Below are 21329 nucleotides of genomic sequence, written 5' to 3' on the forward strand. Positions count from 1 at the left end.
GTTTTCAACGCAGCCAGGCCAAGCGCAGCAGATATTGAACAGCTTCTAAGGCCAGTCTTGGCTAAAATGCCGGCCTCATCGTCATCGCCTTCGGAACCCCCGTGAGCAAAGAATCCGACCGCCTCTTCGCACAACCACTACCCCTCGTTCAGGACTTCGCCTTCAACGAAGCCGTGGTGCGGGTGTTTCCGGACATGATCAAACGCTCCGTACCGGGCTACCCGACCATCGTGGAAAACATCGGAGTGCTCGCGGCACAATTCGCCCAGCCGCACAGCGTGCTGTATGACCTCGGCAGCTCGTTGGGCGCGGTCACGCAAGCTCTGCGCCGGCATGTGAAGAGCGAAGATTGCCGGGTCATCGCGGTCGACAACTCCAGCGCCATGGTCGAACGCTGCAGTGAGTATCTGCACGCGCAAGACTCGATGTTTCAAGAGTTGCTGCCGGTCGAGGTCATCGAGGCCGATATCCTGCGCCTGGAGTTCCAGCCGGCTTCGCTGGTGGCGCTGAACTTCACCCTGCAATTTATCCAGCCCGCACAACGCTTGCCTCTGCTCAGCCGGATTCGGCAGGCCCTGTTGCCGGGCGGAGCACTGATCCTCTCGGAAAAATTGCGCTTCAACGATGCCGAAGAACACGCGCTGCTCACCGAACTGCATATCGCCTTCAAGCGCGCCAATGGTTACAGCGAGCTGGAAATCGCCCAGAAACGCAGCGCGCTGGAAAACGTGATGCTTCCCGATAGCCTCGAAGAACACCGTGAGCGCCTGCTGGCCGCCGGCTTCAGCAAAGTCGTGCCGTGGTTCCAGTGCCTCAACTTTGCCTCACTGATCGCCCTGCCATGATTGACCTTGCCCCCCTCGCCTGCCGTCTGGCGGACAGCCCCTTGGCCAATTGGGCTGCCGGCCTGCAACAACAGCTGGACAGCAAACTGGAGATTGGCCACGGCGACCTCGAGCGCTGGCAAGGCGCACTGGATGCGTTACCCCCGCTGACGCCGAGCCAGGTCGAACTGCGCGAATGCTTTCAACTGGACAGCGACTGCGATGAAACCAGCCGCGCGCAGTTGCGTCAGGCGTTGCTTGGTCTATCGCCCTGGCGCAAAGGGCCGTTCGAGTTATTCGGCGTGCATATCGACACCGAATGGCGCTCGGACTGGAAGTGGGAACGAATCGCGCCGCACCTCAATCTCAGTGGTAAACGCGTGCTCGATGTCGGCTGCGGCAACGGCTATTACCAGTGGCGCATGATCGGCGCCGGCGCCGAAAGCGTGATCGGCATCGACCCCAACTGGCTGTTCTTCTGCCAGTTCCAGGCGATCCAGCGCTATCTGCCGGAGCTGCCGGTCTGGCACCTGCCGTTTGCCCTGGAAGAGCTGCCGGAAAAGCTCGAAGGCTTCGACACCGTGTTCTCCATGGGTGTGCTCTACCACCGCCGCTCGCCCATCGACCATCTGCTGGCGCTGAAAGACTGCCTGGCCAAAGGTGGCGAACTGGTGCTGGAAACGTTGGTGGTGGCCGGCGATGCCCGGCAGGTGCTGGTACCGGAAGACCGCTATGCGCAGATGCGCAACGTCTGGTTCCTGCCCTCGGTACCGGCGCTGGAACTGTGGCTGCGCCGTGCCGGCTTCGTCGATGTGCGCTGCGTCGATGTCAGCGTCACCAGCATCGAGGAGCAACGCAGTACCGAATGGATGCGCTATCAATCCCTACCGGACTTTCTCGACCCCGGCGACCACTCACGCACCCTTGAAGGCTTGCCCGCGCCAATGCGGGCGGTACTGGTGGCGCGTAAGCCTTGATAAGAATGGATTGATCGCAAGCGACACTCACCTTCCCTCTCACCACCGGAGAGGAGCCAGGTAGGCTCAACCGCGTGCAGCGGCTGCGACGATCAGCTGTTTCATCTCCGCCACGGCCGCTTTAAAACCAACGAACAAGGCGTGCGCAACGAGCGCGTGGCCGATATTCAGTTCATTGATGCCGGCGATTGCGGCTACTGGCTCAACGTTGTGATAGTGCAGGCCGTGGCCGGCGTTGACGATCAGGCCATGGGCCAGAGCGCAAGCCACGCCATCGCGTATGCGCGCCAGCTCACGCGCAGCTTCAGCGGGAGTATGGGCATCGGCATAGCGCCCAGTATGTATCTCGATCGCCGGTGCACCGACCCGCTTGGCCGCTTCGATCTGCCGCTCATCCGCATCGATAAACAACGAAACCTCACTGCCCACGTTACCCAGGCGCTGCACCGCTGCGCGGATACGTGCTTCCTGCCCGAGCACATCCAGACCACCCTCGGTGGTCAGCTCGGCACGACTTTCCGGCACCAGGCACACGTGTTCGGCGCGAATGCTCTCGGCGAAAGCGAGCATTTCTTCGGTTACGCCCATTTCGAAGTTCATCCGCGTCTGCAGGGCGTCCTTCATGATTCGCACGTCACGTTCCTGGATATGCCGACGATCTTCACGCAGATGTAGGGTGATGCCATCGGCACCTGCCTCTTCGGCATCCAAGGCCGCCTTCAACGGATCGGGATAGCGGGTGCCGCGGGCTTGGCGCAGGGTAGCGACGTGGTCGATGTTCACACCCAAAAGAATGCGATTGGCGTCAGTCACGGGGTGGCTCCTTCAAGGTCATGAACAACTCGCGGCTGACTAAAGGTCGGCCGCCTAAATGGGGGGCGAGGGCCTGGCGCATCAAGCGCTTGGCCGCAGCCAAGGCGCCTGGGGCAGACCAATCGGCGTCGGCCATTGCCAGCAGCTCCGCACCGTGGAACAGGCCCGGTTGCAGCTGCGCCACTGGTTCCAGACCGGCATCCGGCTGCAAACGGTACAGTCCATCCGGCGCAATCGGTTGGCCGCTGAGATCCTCAGCCAGGGCAAAACCATAACCCAGCTCATCCAGCAGACGCCATTCGAATGCACGCAACAGCGGCTCCAACGGCCGGCCGGCCGCCAGCGCCGCCAAGGTCGCGCTGTAGTGTTCGAACAGAATGGGATGCGGGTCTTCCGCCGGCAACAGGCGGATCAGCAACTCGTTCAGATAGAGGCCACTGAACAGGGCATCGCCAAGCAGCCAGCAGGGGATACCGGCGCTGTCCAGGCGGCCAACGTTTTTCAACTCGCCACGGCCGCGGAACTCGACTTCCACTGGAACGAAAGGCCGCGCCAAGGTCCCAGCCTTACCGCGCGCGCCACGCAATACTGCCCGCAGACGCCCCTGTGGGGTAAGGAAGTCCACCAGCGCGCTGCTTTCGCGGTAGGCCCGGCTATGCAGGATAAAAGCCGGTTGCGCGCTGCTTAGCATGGGTTAAATGTCGGAGTAGCCCAGCGATCGCAGAGCCCGTTCATCGTCGGACCAGCCGCCTTTGACTTTGACCCAGAGATTGAGCATCACCTTGGAGTCGAACAGTACTTCCATGTCCTTGCGGGCGTCCATGCCGATGCGCTTGATCCGCTCGCCTTTGTCGCCAATGATGATTTTCTTCTGCCCATCGCGCTCGACCAGGATCAGCGCGTGGATGTGCAGGGTTTTGCCCTGCTGCTTGAACTCTTCGATTTCCACCGTGATCTGGTACGGCAACTCGGCACCCAGCTGACGCATGATCTTCTCGCGCACCAACTCGGCCGCGAGGAAACGGCTACTGCGATCGGTGATCTGGTCTTCCGGGAAGAAGTGATCGTTCTCTGGCAGATGCTTAGCGATCAGGCCTTCCAGCGCGTCGAGGTTGTGCCCATGCTGCGCAGAGATCGGCACGATTTCCGCGTTTGGCAGTTGCTGCTGCAACCACTCCAGGTGCGGCATCAGTTCAGCCTTGTCTTCGATACGGTCAGTCTTGTTGATCGCCAGAATCACCGGGCCTTGGACATACTGCACACGCTCGAGAACCATCTGGTCCTCTTCGGTCCAGCGGGTACGGTCGACCACGAAGATCACCACATCGACGTCTTTCAACGCCGCCGAGGCGGTCTTGTTCATGTAACGGTTGAGGGCTCGCTCACCATTCTTGTGCATGCCGGGGGTGTCGACGTAAATAGCCTGGACATTGCCCTCGGTCTTGATCCCCAGCATGTTGTGGCGGGTGGTCTGCGGCTTGCGCGAGGTGATCGCCAGCTTTTGCCCGAGGATATGGTTGAGCAGCGTGGATTTGCCCACGTTGGGGCGGCCGACGATGGCGACATAGCCACAGCGTGTTGCAGTTGAATCAGTCATGGCCGTTCTCCACGCCGAGGGCAATTAGTGCTGCCGCTGCCGCCACTTGTTCGGCGATACGACGGCTGGCACCCTGCCCTACGGTCTTGTCATTCAATAAGGTGATCTGGCATTCGACGACAAAGGTTCGGCAGTGCGGCTCGCCCTGGATATCCACCACCTCATAGCGCGGTAGCTCACAGGCGCGCGACTGGAGGAATTCCTGCAGACGGGTTTTCGGATCTTTGTTGGTGTCCACCAGCGTCAGGCCATCCAGTTCAGAGGTTAGCCAAGCCAGCACCCGCTGGCGCGCGGCATCCATACCGGCATCCAAGTAAATTGCGCCGATCAGGGCTTCCAGCGCATCGGCCAAAATCGATTCCCGCCGAAAACCACCACTCTTCAGCTCACCGGAGCCGAGACGCAGATACTCCCCCAGGTCAAAACCGCGAGCCAGTACCGCCAGGGTCTCACCTTTCACCAGCCGCGCGCGTAAACGCGACAACTGGCCTTCGCGCGCCAGCGGAAAACGCTCGAATAGCGCTTCACCGGCGACGAAGTTGAGAATGGCATCCCCGAGAAACTCCAGGCGCTCGTTATTGCGTCCGGCGAAGCTGCGGTGGGTTAGCGCCAGGATCATCAGTTCCTGGTCTTGGAAGGTGTAGCCGAGCTGACGCTCGAGGCGGCTTAGCGATGCGCTCACGGCATACGCACGCGGAATTCTTTGTCGAAACGCGCCACCAGATCGAGGTTTTCTATCAGGGCTTCACGCTTTTCGTATTTCAGGTGAGCGCGGAACTCGTTGTTCTCAACTTTCACCACGAGTGCCTTTTCCATATCCAAATCCCGGATGCTATTGACCTGCATGCCTTTGCTGACGTGCGCGTAAAACTCACCAACACTGCGGATCTCTGCGGCTTTATCCGTTTCTACCGAAGTAATGATTTTTTCCAGCGACATGTAGTCCAGGTAATGCGGAATCATCTTGAACGCCGTGCTGGCAAAGAAAGCCACCACTGCCAACGCCATCAGCCAACCTAGAACCGACAAACCTTTCTGCGAACGCGCAAATGTCATGATCGACCTCAAATGTCAGTGTTATTGGAATGTCTTAAACCGCACGGGCAAGACTATATATAGCGTGCGGCGCCGTATTGAACAGCGCCGCAAATATTCGAAAAGTCAGCGGATCAGGCCAACTCGGGAGAAGTTCGGCAGGTTGTGCAGTTTCGGATCGGACCAGCTCAACCATACCGAGAAGGCTTTGCCGACAATATTCTTGTCCGGCACCATGCCCAGTAAGTTCTTGGGGATCTTCGGATCATTCCAATAACGGCTGTCGTTGGAGTTGTCACGATTGTCGCCCATCATGAAATAGTGCCCTTGCGGCACCGACCATTCACGGCCTGGCTCGGCGCGGTAACGGTTCATTTCCTTACGGATCAGATGCTCAGCGGCACCCAGCTTTTCCTGGTAAAGCACGGCACTGCCCAACGAGCCCGGCTCATCACCGATGAGCTGCTCCGCTACCGACTGGCCATTGACGAACAGGCGCTTGTCACTGCTGTAGCGAATCTTATCGCCAGGCAAACCGACCACCCGCTTGATGTAGTTGATGTTCGGCTCGCTCGGGTAGCGGAACACCATCACATCGCCGCGCTGCGGGTCGCCCACCTCAATCACCTTGGTATCCAGCACGGGCAGGCGGATGCCATAGGCGAACTTATTGACCAAGATGAAATCGCCCACTTCCAGCGTCGGCTTCATCGAGCCGGAGGGAATCTGGAACGGTTCAATCAAGAAGGAGCGCAAGACCAGAACGATGGCCAGTACCGGGAAGAACGACTTGCCGTACTCCACCAGGAGCGGCTCCCGGCTCAGTTGCTCGAGCACTACCTCGTCTGGCTCACCGACCTGGCCTTCATAAGCGGTGATCGCGGCTCGCCGACGCGGCGCGAGCAACACCAGATCGAACAACGCCAAGACGCCGCAGACGGCCACGGCGATGACTAACAACAGCGGAAAATTGATCGACATAGTCCTTAACCATCCAACCTGAGCACCGCAAGGAAGGCCTCTTGTGGAATCTCCACATTACCCACTTGCTTCATCCGTTTTTTACCAGCCTTCTGCTTCTCCAGCAGTTTGCGCTTACGGCTCACATCGCCGCCGTAGCACTTGGCCAATACGTTCTTCCTGAGCGCCTTGACAGTCGTACGCGCGACAATCTGCCCGCCAATAGCGGCCTGAATGGCCACATCGAACATCTGCCGCGGGATCAACTCTTTCATCTTCTCGGTCAATGCGCGGCCTTTGTAGTGCGCATTGTCACGATGCACGATCAACGCCAAGGCATCGACCTTGTCACCGTTGATCAGCACATCCAGCTTGACCAGGCTGGCCGACTGGTAGCGATCGAAGTGGTAGTCCAGCGAGGCATAGCCTCGGCTGGTGGACTTCAGACGGTCGAAGAAGTCCAGGACCACTTCGTTCATCGGCAAGTCGTAGGTCACCTGTACTTGAGTGCCGAGGAACAGCATGTCGTGCTGCACGCCACGTTTTTCAATGCACAGGGTAATAACGTTACCCAGGTGCTCCTGCGGAACCAGAATATTGGCCCGCACGATGGGCTCGCGCATGTCTTCGATCGCCGACAGATCCGGCAACTTGGACGGGTTATCGACGTAGATCGTTTCACCAGTCTTGAGCAGCAACTCGAAAATAACCGTCGGCGCGGTGGTGATCAGATCCAGGTCGTACTCGCGTTCCAGACGCTCCTGAATGATCTCCATGTGCAGCATGCCGAGGAACCCGCAACGGAAGCCGAAGCCCAGTGCGTCGGAGCTTTCCGGGGTGTATTGCAGGGAAGAGTCGTTCAGCGTGAGCTTTTGCAGGGCTTCACGGAAGTCTTCGAAGTCATCGGAGCTGACCGGGAACAGACCAGCGTAGACCTGCGGCTGAATGCGTTTGAAGCCTGGCAGCACGTCGACATCCGGCGTGGAGCTCAAGGTTAGGGTGTCACCCACTGGCGCGCCGTGAATGTCCTTGATACCGGCGATGATGAAGCCTACTTCGCCGGCTTTCAGGTCAACGGTAGCAGTGTGTTTCGGGTTGAATACGCCGACGCTGTCCACCAAGTGAATCTTGCCGGTGGATTTGACCAGAATCTTGTCGCCCTTCTTCACGCGGCCGTGACGCACGCGGACCAGCGAGACTACGCCCAGGTAGTTATCGAACCAGGAGTCGATGATCAGCGCTTGCAGCGGGTCTTCGATGTTGCCGGTCGGCGCAGGAATGGTGTGCACCAGGCGCTCGAGCACTTCATCGACGCCCAGACCGGTCTTGGCACTGCAGGTCACCGCATCGGTGGCATCAATACCGATGATTTTCTCGATTTCTTCTTTGACGCGGTCTGGATCGGCCTGCGGCAGGTCGATTTTGTTCAGCACCGGCATGACCTCAAGGCCTTGCTCGATAGCGGTGTAGCAGTTGGCGACCGACTGGGCCTCTACGCCCTGACCGGCATCGACCACCAACAACGCACCTTCACAAGCCGCCAGCGAACGGCTGACTTCATAGGTGAAGTCAACATGGCCCGGGGTGTCAATGAAGTTCAGTTGGTAGGTAATCCCATCTTTGGCTTTGTAATACAGAGTAACGCTGTGGGCCTTGATGGTGATCCCGCGTTCACGCTCCAAGTCCATGGAGTCCAGAACCTGAGCTTCCATTTCGCGCTCGGCCAGGCCACCGCACATTTGAATGAAGCGGTCAGCCAGGGTCGACTTGCCATGGTCAATGTGGGCGATGATGGAGAAATTACGGATATGACTCAGGTCACTCACGGATCAACACTCAAAAAGGCCGCAGGCAGACTGCCCGCCGAAAAATAGCCGGGAAGTGTACCCGATCAGCGCCTGGGGCGTCACGTTCAGCTGCCGACCGGCGCCCATGAAAAAGGGCGGTCAAGACCGCCCTTTTCGCCTACCCAGCTGATTTATTCGGCCAGTTTGAAGGTAATAAAGCTAGCCCGCGCCTCGCGTAGAACACGCATTGAGACCGAGCGATTTTTCGGCAAGGCCTGGGCCACCGAGGTGAAAGTCTTAGCTGAGTCAATCGCCTGATTGTTCAGATGAGTGATCACATCGCCCGGACGCAGACCGATCAGCGCGGCTGGACCCTCCAGCACCTCTTTGATCACCACGCCACCCTTGAGATCCAGGCTCTTTTTCTCCTCGACGGTCAATTCAGCAACCCTGACCCCCATCCGGTTACTGCTGCGCTCTGCCTCCGGCGTACCGCTCGCGGCAAGCTCTTCACCCTCTGCCGGCAAGGCGCCGACTGTCAGTTGCAGCGTCTTACGAGCGCCTTCGCGGACCACTTCGAGGTTGGCTGTGGCGCCCGCCTTCAACCCCCCAACCAGATGCGGCAAATCGGCAGACATGATGATCGGTTGGCCATTCAGGCTGAGAATCACATCCCCCACCTGCAAGCCACCTTTGGCTGCGGGACCATCCTCCAGCACCTGAGCCACCAGCGCGCCAGCCGGCTTATCCAAGCCGAAGGACTCAGCCAGGTCCTTATTGACCTCCTGAATCACCACACCTAGCCAGCCACGACTGACCTTGCCTTCGGTTTTCAGCTGATTGGCCACATCCATCGCCACATCGATCGGAATGGCAAAAGACAAGCCCATAAAACCGCCCGAGCGAGTAAAAATCTGCGAGTTGATCCCAATCACTTCACCGGTCAGGTTGAACAGAGGTCCGCCGGAGTTGCCCGGGTTGATCGCCACGTCGGTCTGGATAAACGGTACATAGCTTTCATTCGGCAGGCTGCGGCCCTTGGCGCTGACAATGCCGGCAGTCACCGAGTGATCAAAGCCAAACGGCGAACCGATAGCCAACACCCAGGCGCCCACTTTCAGATCATCCGACTTACCCAGCTTGACGATCGGCAGGCCCTTGCCTTCGACCTTGAGCAGCGCCACATCGGTACGCGGATCGGCGCCGATCAACTTGGCTTCCAATTCACTGCGATCGGACAAGCGCACGATGATCTCATCGGCACCAGTCACCACATGATTATTGGTCAGCACATATCCATCGGCCGAGATGATGAAGCCCGAACCCAGCGATTGCGCCTCACGCTGCCGACCATTGCTTGGATTACGCGGCGCTTGCGGCATGTTGCGTTCGAAAAACTCACGAAACATCGGCGGTAGACCTTCCAGGTCCGGCATTTGCTGTTGACCAGGACCTGCTGCTATCCGCTCCGGCACTTTCTGCCGGGTGCTGATGTTCACCACGGCCGGTGCAGCATCCTCGACCAACGCGGTAAAGTCCGGCAATTCGGCGCGCGCGACCGCCGCCTGACTCAGCAACAACAGCGTGAACAGCACAGACAGACCAGATTTCAGGCTAAGCATCGACATTCAGCTCCCATCCAGAACCAGCAAAATAAACTCAGAACGAGCCAGCAGGCTCGGCGAGCATGGCGCGCAACACAAGTGGCTGCAACGCAGGATCGTCTGCGCTGCAGCCACTTCGCCGACGCAGCGCAAACCAGACCAAGGCGAAACCACCCAGACCTGCAAAAATAACCCAAGACTCATCCAGCGTCAGGCGCTCCGCGAGCATGCCCGCAGCGAACAATCCGAATTATGGCAATAGATAGACCAGCAGCGAGGCACACACCAGCGAATTCTCGCACCCTCTAATCACCACGGCATCACCGACATCTCGCTGCAAATCAGAGCGGCCGGACACATAGCCACGCCGACGCCCAACCCCAGCCTGCTCACTAAGCCCCGACCGCAACTGGTATTTGCCGAACCACTGGAACAGGTGCTTTTGCGCGATGTCTCGACCCAAACCGCACCAGTCTCGACTGTAACCCTTGCCCCGACTCTTCGATCATGGCGTAGCTTTCGCCTCGCCCGCACGCATCGACAAAGCTACACGCTCAGCGGTACCCAGGGGAATCTCGCCAACCACGGTAACCATCACATCACCATCAGCCGTCGACATGCGTTTGGATACAGCCACGGTCGGCCCCAATTGGCTACGCGCATCTTCCACCGTGGCACCGTGCAGCGGCTCAAGAAACACCGAGAAACGTGCCAAGCCATCGCCATACATCAAGTACGCGACAGGCTCGGCCGAAGCTGGGCTACGGCGCGCCAGGACGCTATTCAAGTTGAAGCCCGGCGGCAACCATTCCGAACGCCAGGCATTCGGCTCTACGGCTTGCACCTCGGCAAAATGCACAGGCTGACAATCAGCGCTCGGCTGCAACGCGCTATCCAGCGGGACGGTAGTATCTAAACTAGAAAACTGAAAGCGCTCAAGCAGCTGCCCTTTCTCATTCAACAGCAAGGATTTCAACGGCAGGCCAGTCTCACGATCCAGGTGCAACTCGAAACCATAACGATGTTGATCACGCGGCAGAACCGCCAACACCACGGCTGCACGCCCCGCCACCCGGGACTTGCCGATGATGCGCAGGTCATACCAGGCGGAGAGCTGTTTGGGATTCAGCGCTCGGGCCGGCCAAGCCTGGCCATCAGAGACCTGATCAGCCAAGGCACCACTCACACATTGAGTGCGGCCGTTCACCCGCAGCACTTCCTGAACCGGGCCATCCAGTTGTAACAAGCGCTCACGCACTTCGCCGTCATCGGCGCTGTCAACCCGATGCCAAATGCTATGAGTGGAGAAACTACCGTTACGCTCGTAGACGAACGTTCCTTGGAAATTTTGCCGCTGTTCCGCCTCGGCGAGGCGGTTCAGCCAATCTTGCGCATCAGCCGCGTAAACCGGCAGAGCCAGCCAGCTTCCCAGCAGGAGAGATAAAGGGATGGCGCGCATGATCCTCCTCAGCGGTTTTCCAGGCTGGCCGCACGGGCATAAGGCAGCACGCTGTCGGTACCGCTCATGGCCGCCTGCTGCGCATGTTGACGCAGGTAGGTCGGCAGACGCTGCTCATGCCAGCTCAACTGAGCCTGCCGAGCGGCATTTGCCTGTGAGACCGGAGCCTGCTCAACACCCTCACTATAGCCGGCCAATACCGCAGAGCCTTGCATCTGCGGCATCGCCAGCGTCGGCTGTACGCCCTGTTGAGCCAACTGGGTGCCGGCGACCTCATCCTGGTTATACAAACGCACACCCGCCAACACCGCCAGCGTGACCGAGGCGGCCACCGCCAAGCGGCCAAGAGTGCGCCAGCGTGCCGGCAGCGCGGCGGCAGGTGCGACAACCGGAACGACCTCATCGGCCAGCGCTGCCGAAACCGCCGCGGCAATATCCAAGCGCGGTTCGAGCAACTCTTTATGCATGACCGCGCGGGCGATCTGGTATCGCGACCAGGTAGAGCGTAACTCCGCGTCGTCACTGGCGTTGAGCACGCGACGCAATTCCAACTCATCCGCCTCGTTATCCATTACCGCGGACAGCGATTCCTGCAGGGCTTCACGACTCATGGCGGTTCCTCTCTTGGCTAGCGCCGCTGTCTCAGGCTTCCTGCAACAAAGGTTGCAGGACTTTATCAATGGCTTCCCGCGCTCGGAAGATACGTGAGCGCACAGTCCCCACCGGACATTGCATCACGCTCGCAATGTCCTCATAACTTAGACCGTCAAACTCGCGTAAGGTCAGAGCCGTGCGCAAGTCTTCAGGCAACTGCTGGATGGTTCTATGCACCGCGTGCTCGATCTCATCCCGCAGCATCAAACGTTCCGGCGATTCAATGTCCTTGAGGGCATGATCGCCCTCATAGAACTCGGCATCCTCGGCACTTACATCACTCTCTGGTGGCCGCCGACCACGCGACACCAAGTGGTTCTTCGCCGTATTAATGGCGATGCGATACAGCCAGGTGTAAAAGGCGCTGTCACCGCGAAAATTAGCTAGTGCTCGATAGGCCTTGATAAAGGCCTCCTGGGCAACGTCCTGAGCTTCATGAGGGTCGTGCACGAAGCGCACTATCAACCCGAGAATCTTGTGCTGATATTTCAGCACCAACAGATCAAAAGCCCGCTTGTCGCCACGCTGCACCCGCTCGACCAACTGCTGATCATCTTCCTGGGTTAGCATGAACACTCCTCGTTAAGTTCGGAGGGGTGCTGCACCAGCAAGCGAATCGTCTTGCCAAGATAGACTCGGGTCTTGCGCAAAAGTTCTCCCCCTCCAAACAAGCTTCCGTACAGAAACGCATCTGTCTTGCACGGAGTCGCGCAGCACGACATAGCAGCCGGCTGCGCGGATAATCTTGTCACCGGTCTTTGGCGCAGTGATAACGTGCGACATGAGCCACAGACACCACAGCGAAACCGGCGTTATCCCTTTTGGGTAACCGCTTATGGAACCTGGGAGACTAAGAAAGTTCCCAAGCACCATGCACAGTCATAAGCCCGCTATTGTGCCGCCCACCCCACCTATATACTAGGGGCCGCTTTTTTGCGGAATCCGAACATGAGCCAACATTATCAGCACGACGTCCTGGTCATCGGTAGCGGCGCGGCCGGCCTGACTTTAGCCCTCACCCTGCCCGCCCACCTGCGCATCGCGGTGCTCAGCAAGGGCGACCTGACTAACGGCTCGACCTATTGGGCGCAGGGCGGTGTGGCGGCTGTGCTGGATAATGCCGACACCGTCGAGTCGCATGTCGAGGACACGCTTAACTCCGGCGCCGGGCTCTGCCGTGAAGATGCCGTGCGCTTCACCGTGGAGCACAGCCGCGAAGCAATCGAATGGCTGATCGAGCAAGGAGTGCCTTTCACCCGCGATGATGAGACCGCGCGCGAGGATGGTGGCTTTGAGTTTCATCTGACCCGCGAAGGCGGCCATAGCCATCGGCGTATCATTCACGCGGCCGACGCCACCGGCGCCGCCATCTTCAACACCTTGCTGGATCAAGCCAAGCAACGCCCGAATATCGAGCTGTTGGAGCAACGCGTCGCGGTCGATCTGATCACCGAGCGCAAACTCGGCTTACCTGGGCATAACTGCCTCGGCGCCTACATCCTGAATCGCGCCAGCGGCCAGGTCGACACCTATCGCGCGCGCTTTACCGTGCTGGCCAGCGGTGGCGCCGCCAAAGTTTACCTGTATACCAGCAACCCGGACGGCGCCTGCGGCGACGGCATCGCCATGGCCTGGCGGGCCGGTTGTCGGGTCGGCAATATGGAGTTCAATCAGTTCCATCCGACCTGCCTGTACCACCCGAAGGCCAAGAGTTTTCTGATTACCGAAGCCATACGCGGCGAAGGTGGATTGCTCAAGCTGCCCAATGGCGAGCGCTTCATGCAGCGTTTCGACCAGCGGGCCGAGCTGGCTCCACGCGACATCGTGGCGCGGGCCATCGACCATGAGATGAAACGCCTCGGCGTCGACTGTGTGTACCTGGATATCAGCCACAAGCCGGCGGACTTCGTGAAGTCGCACTTCCCGACGGTGTATGAACGCTGCCTGGACTTTGGTATCGACATCACCCGCGAGGCTATTCCTGTGGTGCCGGCCGCGCACTACACCTGCGGTGGCGTAGTCGTCGACCAGCACGGCCAAACCGACGTACCGGGCCTCTACGCGATTGGCGAGACCAGTTTCACCGGCCTCCACGGCGCCAACCGGATGGCCAGCAACTCGCTGCTGGAATGCTTCGTCTATGCCCGCTCGGCGGCCGCCGACATTCTCCAGCAATTGCCGCACACCCCGGCGCCGCAAGCGCTGCCGAGCTGGGATGCGAGCCAGGTAACCGATTCTGACGAGGACATCATCATCGCGCACAACTGGGACGAGTTGCGGCGCTTTATGTGGGACTACGTGGGCATCGTGCGCACCAACAAGCGCCTACAGCGCGCCCAACACCGGGTACGCCTGCTACTGGATGAAATCGACGAGTTCTATAGCAACTACAAAGTCAGCCGCGACCTGATCGAGCTGCGCAACCTGGCGCAAGTCGCCGAACTGATTATCCGCTCGGCCATGCAACGCCACGAGAGCCGTGGCCTGCACTACACCCTGGACTACCCGGACCAGCTGCCCGAAGCACGCGACACTATTCTGGTGCCGCCCATCTACGGCGAGTGAATTTCAGCCGAACCCGCAAGCGCCGATGAATCTCCGGCGCCAGCGCATCGCGCGGGATACACAAACCTTGTACCCGCCACTCGCCCGCCAGACGAAAGCGCAACACCACCGCCAGCGGCAATGCCAGGCTATCCGGGCGCAGCTGCACTGCTTGCCAGCCTTTCTGCGCATTCCACAGCTGCCAGCCGTCGGCGTCATGGCGCAGACCACAAAACGCCTTCGCGTTGCTCAGCAAAATCTGCCGTGGCAGCACCCAGGCCGCATGCGCCAGACACAACAACAGCCCGAGCAAACGCGCCCAGAGTGGGATTTGTGCGAAAACCAGCGCGCCCAACGCACAGACCTGTGCCGCCAGATAAACCGCCAGCAGCTGCCGAGAGGCGCGCCAGCGGCATTCGAAGACCTTACTTAGGCTGGACACGATCCAGAATCATCCGAACCATACGGCGCAAGTCGGCGTCTTCCGGCTCGCCACGCTGCATGAACCAGCCAAACATGTCCTGATCCTCGCACTCCAGCAGTTTGCGATAGCGCTCCCGATCTGCCGCGTCGAGGTTGGGGTAAACCTCCTTGACGAAGGGCACCAACAGCACATCCAGCTCCAGCATGCCGCGGCGGCTGTGCCAAAAGAGTCGGTTGAGTTCAATATCGTCGACCATGCGAGCGGCTCCTTCAAAATAGGCCGGCAGTATAGCGGCGCCGTGGGCTCACCGGCACCCGCTGACAAGCTCTTGGCTGAGCCCTATGATGAGCCCCCCAGACTTTTTACTCAGCGATTCTCAATGGCCGACTCCGCTTTCTTCTGCACGCTGTCCCACGAGGGCGTTCTCGCCGTCCGTGGCCCTGACGCCAGCAAGTTTCTCCAGGGCCAACTGACCTGCAACCTCAACTACCTTAACGACACCACGGCCAGCCTCGGCGCCCGCTGCACGCCCAAAGGGCGCATGCTGTCGAGCTTTCGCATCCTGACGGACGGCGACGGTTATCTCCTGGCGATGGCCGGCGAACTGCTCGAGTCGCAGTTAACCGAGCTGCAGAAATACGCCGTATTTTCCAAATCCAAACTCGGCGATGAAAGCGCCCGCTGGGTGCGCTTCGGCCTATCCGGGGCCGATGCAGTGCTGGCCGAACTGGGCCTGGAGCTACCGCCGCAAGCCGACCACGTGGCGCGCGGCAATGACTTGATTGCCATTCGCCTGGCCGACGGCCGCGCCGAGCTCTGGGCTCCCGCCAGCACCGCCGCCCCCCTGCACGCCCGCCTCGCCGCGCACTTGCCGCAAGCGCCGCTAAATAGCTGGCTGCTCGCCCAAGTGCGCGCCGGGATCGGTCAGGTGGTGGGCGCTACGCGCGAGCTATTTATCCCGCAGATGCTGAATTTGCAGGCCCTCGGCGGCGTCAGCTTCAAGAAAGGCTGCTACACCGGCCAGGAAATCGTCGCGCGCATGCAGTACCTGGGCAAACTCAAGCGTCGTCTATACCGCTTGAGCCTGGGCGCCGGCGAACTACCGGCGCCAGCCACCGAACTGTTCTCCCCGGTTCACCGCTCGGGTGTCGGCGAGGTGGTGCTGGCAGCTCACGCGGAACACCGCATCGAACTGCTCGCCGTGCTGCAGGAAGATGCGGTGAGCGACGGCCGCATCCAGCTCGGGACTGAAGAAGGCCCAGCGCTCAGCTTGTTGGAACTGCCGTACACGCTGGACTCCAATCGCGAGATCCAACGCTAAGCCGACTTAACCAGGCTGCCAATTTTCCAAACGCCACCTTTTCCAGAGCCGCTTTTCCAAGAGAAATGCCCATGAGCAAGCTTGCCGACAAAGTCCAACAGGAACTGATTCAGGCCATAGACAATGACGAACTGGTGCTGCCGACCCTGCCGGAAGTGGCACTCAAGGTCCGCGAGGCGGCGGAAGACCCGGATATCAGCATTCCGGCACTGTGTAAGGTGATTGGTAACGATGCGGCACTGACCGCGCGCATCATCAAGGTGGTAAACAGCCCGCTGCTGCGCACCAATCGGGAAATCACCGACCTGCAGATGGCGGTCAGCCGCCTGGGCATCAACTACACCTGCAACCTGGCCACCGGCCTGGCAATGGAGCAGATGTTCCAGGCCACCTCCGATGTGGTCGACCGTAAGATGCGCGAAGTGTGGAATAAAAGCACCGAAATCGCCGGTATCAGCCATGTCCTCTGCCGTCACTACACCCGTCTGATGCCTGATCAGGCGACTCTCGCCGGCCTGATCCATCAGATCGGCGTCCTGCCGATCCTGACCTACGCCGAAGAGCACGACGAGCTGTTGTCCGACTCCATCAGCCTCAACCATGTGATCGAGAAGATTCACCCGATCATCGGCGACAAAATCCTCCGTACCTGGGATTTTCCTGAGCTGATTGCCACGCTGCCCAGCCAATACCTGGACTTCAGCCGCAATTCGGCCAAGGTCGATTACGTCGATATCGTCCAGGTCGCGACGCTGCAGAGCTACCTGGGCAGCGAACACCCGTACACGCAGTTGGACTGGAGCAAGGTGCCCGCCTTCGCCAAGCTCGGCCTCGACCCGAGCGCCGATTTGCAAGCGGATGAAGACCTCTCCGCCGCCATGGAAGCGGCGATGAGCATGCTTCAGTAGCCGTCCAGCGGGCGCAGTGCCGAATCCGTCACTAGACTGAAATCAGTTCGGTGTCGCTGGAAATCCCGGCATGCGCCCTTTTCTCCTCCTGCTTTCCCTAGCGTTCAGCGGCCTCCTGGCGGCCGCCGAGGTCACCCTGACCAATGGCGAGTGGCCGCCTTATCTCGGCCAGCAGCTGCCGCACTACGGGGTCGCCTCGCGCATAGTCGCCGAGGCCTTCGCTCTGGAGGGGGTCGAGGTGCATTGGGAGTTCTACCCCTGGGCGCGCGCCTTGCAGATGGCCGAACGCGGCCAACGCGTCGGCACCGCGGTCTGGACGCACAGCCCGGAGCGGGAGCAGAGGTTTTTCATCAGCGAGCCGGTGGTGGAAAGCGCCTATCACTTCTTCCATCGCAAAGACCGCGCCTTCGACTGGCAACGGCTGGACGACCTGCGCGGCCTGCGCATCTGCGGCACCCTCGGCTACAACTACGGCGAGCCCTTCCAGCAGGCCGAGCGTGACAAGCGTCTGCAGGTGCGCCGCCTGCCCAGCGACGAGCTGTGCTTCCGCCAACTGCTGGCCGGGCGCATCGATGTATTCCCGATGGACAAGGTGGTCGGCTTCGCCATGCTCCACGAGCACTTCAGCGCCGCCGATCGGGCCCAGCTGAGCGTCCATCCCAGGGCGTTGCGCAGCGATCCCCTGCACCTGCTGCTGTCGCGCGAGGTGCCGGGTAACGCCGAGCTAATGGTCCGTTTCAACCACGGCCTGGCACAGTTGCGCGACAGCGGCAAAGTCGCCCAATACCTGCTGGACGCGCAGCAGCCACTGAGCCTTGCGCCCTGATCAGTGCCCCTGGGGCGGGAACTCCACCCGTACTCGTAAGCCACCCCGTGCCGCGTCATGCAGACTGATCGTGGCCAGATGCGCACGGCAGATTTCCCCGACGATCGCCAAGCCCAGGCCGGCGCCGGCGCCAGCGCCCTGTGGATGGCGCCGGTAGAAACGCTCGAAGACTTTGTCGCGTTCATCTAACGGAATACCTGGACCATCGTCCTCCACCTCCAGCACACCAGGCTCCAGCACCCGCAAGATCACATTGCCGCCGCTGGGAGTATGCGCCAGGGCGTTATCCACCAAATTGCAGAGCAGCTCATTGAGCAGGGTCGGCTCGCCATGCAGCCACACCGGTTGCGCCGCCTCCAAGGCCAGGGCAATACCGCGGGCGTGGGCCAGCGGCGCCAAAGCCATACCCAGTTCACGGGCCAACTGGCTGAGGTCGATGTGCTGTGCACCACCTTCGGCAATCGCCCGCGCGCCACTTTCGATGCGCGCCAGGGAAAGCAACTGATTGGCCAACTGGGTCAGGCGATCGGTACTCTGCGCTGACTCTTCCAGGGTGCTGCGCCAGACGTGTGGCTCCTGTGCCCGCAGGCCCAGCTCAAGCCGCGCCTTGAGCGCCGCCAACGGCGTGCGCAATTCGTGGGAGGCCTCGGCGATAAAATGCGCCTGCCGCTCGAATAAACCGCGCAGCCGGGCATTGAACTGATTGAGGGCACTGACCAACGGCTGCAACTCGCGCGGTAACTGCGCCTCCGGCAGCGGACGCAAATCATCACTGGCGCGCTCCGCCACCGCCCGGCGCAAACTTTCCAACGGTCGCAAGGCGGCGCTCACCGCAAACCAGACCAACAGCAAGGCGCTGAACGACCACAAGCCCATGCGCCACAGCGTGCCGAACAACAGCTCACGGGCCATGCGCTCACGCGCGTCCTGAGTCTCGGCCACGCGGATTTCAGCGATGCCAGTCAGCGCTGGCTCACTGACCGGCTGCAACAGGCTGACCACGCGCACGCTCTGGCCCCGGTATTCGGCATCGTAAAAATGTGCCAGCGCCGGATAATCATTGGTTCGTGGCGTACCTGGCGGGGCGGCCGGCAGACTTTCGTAACCGGAAACCAGCGCGCCGTTCAAATCCAGCACCTGGTAGTAGATGCGCCCGGCGCTGTCGTAGGCGAAGGTATCAAGGGCGATGTAAGGTACGTCGGCTTCCAGCTTGCCGTCGTCGGCGTACAACCCTTCGGCGATCGCCCGCGCCGAGGCCAGCAAGGTGCGGTCATAGGCCGTGTCAGCGGCGTGCCGGGCACTCCAATAGGCGCTCAAGCTGCTGAGCAACAGAATCAGCGCAAGCAACAGTGCCAGGCGACGTAACAGCCGCCCGCGCAGGCTGCCCGGCTCAGCCACCGACGGCCTCCAGCAGGTAACCCAAACCGCGGAACGTAACGATGCGCACGCTGCTGCCTTCAAGTTTCTTGCGCAGGCGATGGACGTAGATTTCGATGGCCTCGGCGCTGGCTTCTTCATCCAGGCCAAACACTTGGGCTGCCAGCTGTTCCTTGCTCATCACCCGCCCCGGCCGGGCGATCATGGCCTCCAGCACCGCTTGTTCGCGGGAGGTCAGACTGAGGCTTTTGTCCAGCAAGCTGAAACGCCGGGTGCCCAGGTCGTAAACCAGATCGCCACAGCGCTGCTGTTGCTCGCCGCCGAGTACGCTGCGACGCAGCAGCGCCTTGACCCGCGCCTCAAGCTCGCTCAGTTCGAAGGGTTTGGCCAGGTAATCGTCGGCCCCCAGGTTCAGCCCATGCACGCGGTCTTTCACTTCGCTGCGAGCGGTCAGCATCAGCACCGGCAGGGTTTTGCCACGCCCGCGCAAGCGTGCCAACACCTCGAAACCATCCATCCGTGGCAGGCCAATGTCGAGAATCGCCAAGGCGTACTCCTCGGTGCTCAGCGCCAGGTCAGCGGTCACCCCGTCGTGCAGCACGTCCACCGTCCAACCGGCACTCTTCAGCGCCTGGCTCACGCTTGCCGCCAGTTGCGGATGGTCTTCGACCAGCAGAATTCGCACCGTCACCTCCACCAAAGTCTGACTCAAAAACCGCTGCCGACAGCGTTGCTCGCGTTATGCGAGGGCAGGAGTTTACAGGCGCAGCCACCACTGTGAATTGCCCAAATGCCGGTGCATGCCGGCCGCAAAAGAATTTTCGTCGGTGAAAGCTTGGCGAAAGCTTGACCCCCTAGCATCGGTTTCGGGTGGCTCGAACCACCCACCAGAGCGGTTCGCACAGTGGTATGCAGCCGTGACAAAAACAACAATGGAACCCACACAATGCTGACAGCCTCACGTCAGGCGCTGCCGCCTGCTCATTTGCTAAGCCTAGCCGTCACCACGGCCCTGCTCGCGCCAGTCGCCCACGCCGACTTCATCGACGACAGCTCGGCCAGCCTGGAAACCCGCAATATCTATCTGAACCGCGACTTCCGCGAAGGTACTGGCCAATCCAAGCGCGAAGAGTGGGCGCAGGGGTTTATCCTCGACCTGCAATCGGGCTACACCGAAGGCACCGTCGGTTTCGGCGTCGATGCCCTCGGCCTGCTTGGCATCAAGCTGGACTCCAGCCCGGATCGCACCGGCACCGACCTACTGCCGGTGCATGACGACGGCCGCGCCGCCGATGAGTATTCCCACCTGGGCTTGACCGGCAAAGTCAAAGTCTCGGCCACGGAACTGAAGTTCGGCACCCTGATACCCGAATTACCGACCCTCAAGCCGAGCGACGGCCGCATCCTGCCGCAAACCTTCGAGGGCGCGTTGCTGACCTCCCAGGAACTGGAGCGGTTGACCTTCACCGGCGGGCAGCTGAACCAGGTCAAAGACCGCGCCTCCAGCAACAATGAAGACCTCGCGCTGAACAACAAGAACCGCCGTTTCGCCAGCGCCGCCACGGCCGATCATTTCAACCTGGCCGGCGCCGACTACCAGTTCAGCGACAGCATCACCGGGCGTTATCACTTCGCCGAACTGGACGACATCTATCGCCAACACTTTATCGGTCTGCTCGCCAGCCAAGCGCTCGGCCCCGGCACCCTGAGCGCCGATCTGCGCCTCTCGCTCAGCGATGAGGACGGTGCGGCCAAGGCCGGCACGATCGACAACCAGGCGCTCAACGGCATGCTCGGCTACGGTCTGGGTAGCCACAAGTTCAGCCTGGGTTACCAACACATGGGCGGCGATACCGGCTTCGCCTACGTCGATGGCACAGACCCCTTCCTGGTCAACTTCGTGCAGATCAACGACTTCGCCAACGCCGACGAGCGCTCCTGGCAGGCCCGCTACGACTACGACTTCGGCAAGCTCGGCTTCCCCGGCCTGACTTTCATGAGCCGTTACGTCAGCGGCGACAACGCGCAGGTGACCGGCAGCAACGAACGCGGCAAGGAATGGGAACGTGACAGCGAATTCAAGTACGTGGTGCAGAGCGGCGCGCTGAAGAACATCGCAGTACGCGTGCGCAACGCCACCCTCCGCTCCGACTTTGCCCGTGATGCCGATGAAACCCGCCTGATCGTCAGCTACAGCCTGCCGATCTGGTAACGCTAGC

General features: G+C 60.6%; 22 protein-coding genes. 7 read left to right on the top strand and 15 right to left on the bottom strand.

Features of this window, described 5'->3' with window-relative positions; genetic code table 11:
• Positions 1–101 precede the first annotated feature (101 nt).
• The gene (gene cmoA / locus D3879_RS13475) at positions 102–845 is read left to right on the top strand and encodes a carboxy-S-adenosyl-L-methionine synthase CmoA (RefSeq protein WP_119954720.1); all 744 of its coding nucleotides are present in this window, start codon (positions 102–104) and stop codon (positions 843–845) included.
• A complete protein-coding gene (cmoB, locus tag D3879_RS13480) occupies positions 842–1801 on the top strand; it encodes a tRNA 5-methoxyuridine(34)/uridine 5-oxyacetic acid(34) synthase CmoB (RefSeq protein WP_119954721.1) in 960 nt (319 codons plus the stop codon). The genes cmoA and cmoB overlap by 4 nt, the downstream gene beginning before the upstream one ends.
• 66 nt (positions 1802–1867) lie before the next feature.
• On the opposite strand, the gene pdxJ is transcribed toward cmoB, so the two are convergent.
• From pdxJ to rpoE, 11 genes are all read right to left on the bottom strand, one after another.
• Positions 1868–2614: a pyridoxine 5'-phosphate synthase gene (gene pdxJ, locus D3879_RS13485; protein WP_119954722.1), complete on the bottom strand. Its 747-nt coding sequence runs from the start codon at positions 2612–2614 to the stop codon at positions 1868–1870.
• On the bottom strand, positions 2607–3305 hold the full coding sequence (recO, locus tag D3879_RS13490; protein ID WP_119954723.1) for a DNA repair protein RecO: 699 nt from the start codon (positions 3303–3305) through the stop codon (positions 2607–2609). The genes pdxJ and recO overlap by 8 nt, the downstream gene beginning before the upstream one ends.
• 3 nt (positions 3306–3308) lie before the next feature.
• Positions 3309–4211 (bottom strand): GTPase Era, encoded by a 903-nt coding sequence (gene era, locus D3879_RS13495; RefSeq protein WP_119954724.1) that lies wholly within the window; start codon positions 4209–4211, stop codon positions 3309–3311.
• Positions 4204–4893, bottom strand: a complete 690-nt coding sequence (gene rnc / locus D3879_RS13500; RefSeq protein ID WP_119954725.1) for a ribonuclease III — start codon at positions 4891–4893, stop codon at positions 4204–4206. The genes era and rnc overlap by 8 nt, the downstream gene beginning before the upstream one ends.
• Positions 4890–5267: a DUF4845 domain-containing protein gene (locus D3879_RS13505; RefSeq protein ID WP_119954726.1), complete on the bottom strand. Its 378-nt coding sequence runs from the start codon at positions 5265–5267 to the stop codon at positions 4890–4892. The genes rnc and D3879_RS13505 overlap by 4 nt, the downstream gene beginning before the upstream one ends.
• A 105-nt stretch (positions 5268–5372) precedes the next feature.
• Positions 5373–6227 carry a signal peptidase I gene (gene lepB, locus D3879_RS13510; RefSeq protein ID WP_119954727.1) on the bottom strand — a complete coding sequence of 285 codons (855 nt, stop codon included), beginning with the start codon at positions 6225–6227 and terminating at the stop codon, positions 5373–5375.
• A gap of 5 nt (positions 6228–6232) precedes the next feature.
• A complete protein-coding gene (gene lepA, locus D3879_RS13515) occupies positions 6233–8032 on the bottom strand; it encodes a translation elongation factor 4 (protein ID WP_119954728.1) in 1800 nt (599 codons plus the stop codon).
• 152 nt (positions 8033–8184) lie between these two features.
• Positions 8185–9615, bottom strand: a complete 1431-nt coding sequence (locus D3879_RS13520; RefSeq protein WP_119954974.1) for a DegQ family serine endoprotease — start codon at positions 9613–9615, stop codon at positions 8185–8187.
• Positions 9616–10102: 487 nt separating this feature from the next.
• The gene (locus D3879_RS13530; protein ID WP_119954729.1) at positions 10103–11056 is read right to left on the bottom strand and encodes a MucB/RseB C-terminal domain-containing protein; all 954 of its coding nucleotides are present in this window, start codon (positions 11054–11056) and stop codon (positions 10103–10105) included.
• 8 nt (positions 11057–11064) lie between these two features.
• Positions 11065–11667, bottom strand: coding sequence for a sigma-E factor negative regulatory protein (locus D3879_RS13535; RefSeq protein ID WP_119954730.1), 603 nt, complete (start codon positions 11665–11667; stop codon positions 11065–11067).
• A gap of 31 nt (positions 11668–11698) precedes the next feature.
• Positions 11699–12280: an RNA polymerase sigma factor RpoE/AlgU gene (gene rpoE, locus D3879_RS13540; protein WP_119954731.1), complete on the bottom strand. Its 582-nt coding sequence runs from the start codon at positions 12278–12280 to the stop codon at positions 11699–11701.
• A 378-nt stretch (positions 12281–12658) separates the two neighbouring features.
• Here rpoE and nadB point away from each other — a divergent pair, with 378 nt between their 5' ends.
• Complete coding sequence (gene nadB / locus D3879_RS13545; protein ID WP_119954732.1) at positions 12659–14275, top strand: L-aspartate oxidase; 1617 nt, start codon at positions 12659–12661, stop codon at positions 14273–14275.
• Here the strand turns inward: nadB and D3879_RS13550 are convergent.
• Positions 14244–14696, bottom strand: a complete 453-nt coding sequence (locus tag D3879_RS13550; protein WP_119954733.1) for a protein YgfX — start codon at positions 14694–14696, stop codon at positions 14244–14246. The genes nadB and D3879_RS13550 overlap by 32 nt on opposite strands.
• Positions 14680–14934 carry an FAD assembly factor SdhE gene (locus D3879_RS13555; RefSeq protein WP_119954734.1) on the bottom strand — a complete coding sequence of 85 codons (255 nt, stop codon included), beginning with the start codon at positions 14932–14934 and terminating at the stop codon, positions 14680–14682. Before D3879_RS13555 ends, D3879_RS13550 begins: the two co-directional genes overlap by 17 nt.
• A 123-nt stretch (positions 14935–15057) precedes the next feature.
• Here D3879_RS13555 and ygfZ point away from each other — a divergent pair, with 123 nt between their 5' ends.
• The 3 genes from ygfZ to D3879_RS13570 all read left to right on the top strand — a co-directional run bounded on the left by ygfZ (position 15058) and on the right by D3879_RS13570 (position 17733).
• Positions 15058–15999, top strand: coding sequence for a CAF17-like 4Fe-4S cluster assembly/insertion protein YgfZ (gene ygfZ, locus D3879_RS13560; protein WP_119954735.1), 942 nt, complete (start codon positions 15058–15060; stop codon positions 15997–15999).
• Positions 16000–16070: 71 nt separating this feature from the next.
• Positions 16071–16907 carry an HDOD domain-containing protein gene (locus tag D3879_RS13565; protein ID WP_119954736.1) on the top strand — a complete coding sequence of 279 codons (837 nt, stop codon included), beginning with the start codon at positions 16071–16073 and terminating at the stop codon, positions 16905–16907.
• A gap of 70 nt (positions 16908–16977) precedes the next feature.
• Positions 16978–17733 (top strand): substrate-binding periplasmic protein, encoded by a 756-nt coding sequence (locus tag D3879_RS13570; RefSeq protein ID WP_119954737.1) that lies wholly within the window; start codon positions 16978–16980, stop codon positions 17731–17733.
• Here the strand turns inward: D3879_RS13570 and D3879_RS13575 are convergent, their stop codons facing one another.
• A complete protein-coding gene (locus tag D3879_RS13575) occupies positions 17734–19131 on the bottom strand; it encodes a sensor histidine kinase (protein ID WP_119954738.1) in 1398 nt (465 codons plus the stop codon). It lies immediately after the preceding gene.
• The gene (locus tag D3879_RS13580) at positions 19124–19795 is read right to left on the bottom strand and encodes a response regulator (RefSeq protein ID WP_119954975.1); all 672 of its coding nucleotides are present in this window, start codon (positions 19793–19795) and stop codon (positions 19124–19126) included. The genes D3879_RS13575 and D3879_RS13580 overlap by 8 nt, the downstream gene beginning before the upstream one ends.
• Before the next feature lie 261 nt (positions 19796–20056).
• Between D3879_RS13580 and D3879_RS13585 the strand changes: the two genes are divergently transcribed.
• Positions 20057–21322: an OprD family porin gene (locus D3879_RS13585; RefSeq protein WP_119954739.1), complete on the top strand. Its 1266-nt coding sequence runs from the start codon at positions 20057–20059 to the stop codon at positions 21320–21322.
• Positions 21323–21329: the final 7 nt, after the last annotated feature.

This window comes from Pseudomonas cavernicola (genome assembly GCF_003596405.1).
GTDB classification, from domain to species: domain Bacteria; phylum Pseudomonadota; class Gammaproteobacteria; order Pseudomonadales; family Pseudomonadaceae; genus Aquipseudomonas; species Aquipseudomonas cavernicola.

What these genes read in the sequence shown, in the direction of transcription:
- cmoB (WP_119954721.1), top strand. Translation starts at nt 842, where the DNA reads ATGATTGACCTTGCCCCCCTCGCCTGCCGTCTGGCGGACAGCCCCTTG.
- recO (WP_119954723.1), bottom strand. Translation starts at nt 3,305, where the DNA reads ATGCTAAGCAGCGCGCAACCGGCTTTTATCCTGCATAGCCGGGCCTAC.
- era (WP_119954724.1), bottom strand. Translation starts at nt 4,211, where the DNA reads ATGACTGATTCAACTGCAACACGCTGTGGCTATGTCGCCATCGTCGGC.
- D3879_RS13505 (WP_119954726.1), bottom strand. Translation starts at nt 5,267, where the DNA reads ATGACATTTGCGCGTTCGCAGAAAGGTTTGTCGGTTCTAGGTTGGCTG.
- lepB (WP_119954727.1), bottom strand. Translation starts at nt 6,227, where the DNA reads ATGTCGATCAATTTTCCGCTGTTGTTAGTCATCGCCGTGGCCGTCTGC.
- D3879_RS13520 (WP_119954974.1), bottom strand. Translation starts at nt 9,615, where the DNA reads ATGCTTAGCCTGAAATCTGGTCTGTCTGTGCTGTTCACGCTGTTGTTG.
- D3879_RS13530 (WP_119954729.1), bottom strand. Translation starts at nt 11,056, where the DNA reads ATGCGCGCCATCCCTTTATCTCTCCTGCTGGGAAGCTGGCTGGCTCTG.
- D3879_RS13535 (WP_119954730.1), bottom strand. Translation starts at nt 11,667, where the DNA reads ATGAGTCGTGAAGCCCTGCAGGAATCGCTGTCCGCGGTAATGGATAAC.
- rpoE (WP_119954731.1), bottom strand. Translation starts at nt 12,280, where the DNA reads ATGCTAACCCAGGAAGATGATCAGCAGTTGGTCGAGCGGGTGCAGCGT.
- nadB (WP_119954732.1), top strand. Translation starts at nt 12,659, where the DNA reads ATGAGCCAACATTATCAGCACGACGTCCTGGTCATCGGTAGCGGCGCG.
- D3879_RS13555 (WP_119954734.1), bottom strand. Translation starts at nt 14,934, where the DNA reads ATGGTCGACGATATTGAACTCAACCGACTCTTTTGGCACAGCCGCCGC.
- ygfZ (WP_119954735.1), top strand. Translation starts at nt 15,058, where the DNA reads ATGGCCGACTCCGCTTTCTTCTGCACGCTGTCCCACGAGGGCGTTCTC.
- D3879_RS13565 (WP_119954736.1), top strand. Translation starts at nt 16,071, where the DNA reads ATGAGCAAGCTTGCCGACAAAGTCCAACAGGAACTGATTCAGGCCATA.
- D3879_RS13570 (WP_119954737.1), top strand. Translation starts at nt 16,978, where the DNA reads ATGCGCCCTTTTCTCCTCCTGCTTTCCCTAGCGTTCAGCGGCCTCCTG.
- D3879_RS13585 (WP_119954739.1), top strand. Translation starts at nt 20,057, where the DNA reads ATGCTGACAGCCTCACGTCAGGCGCTGCCGCCTGCTCATTTGCTAAGC.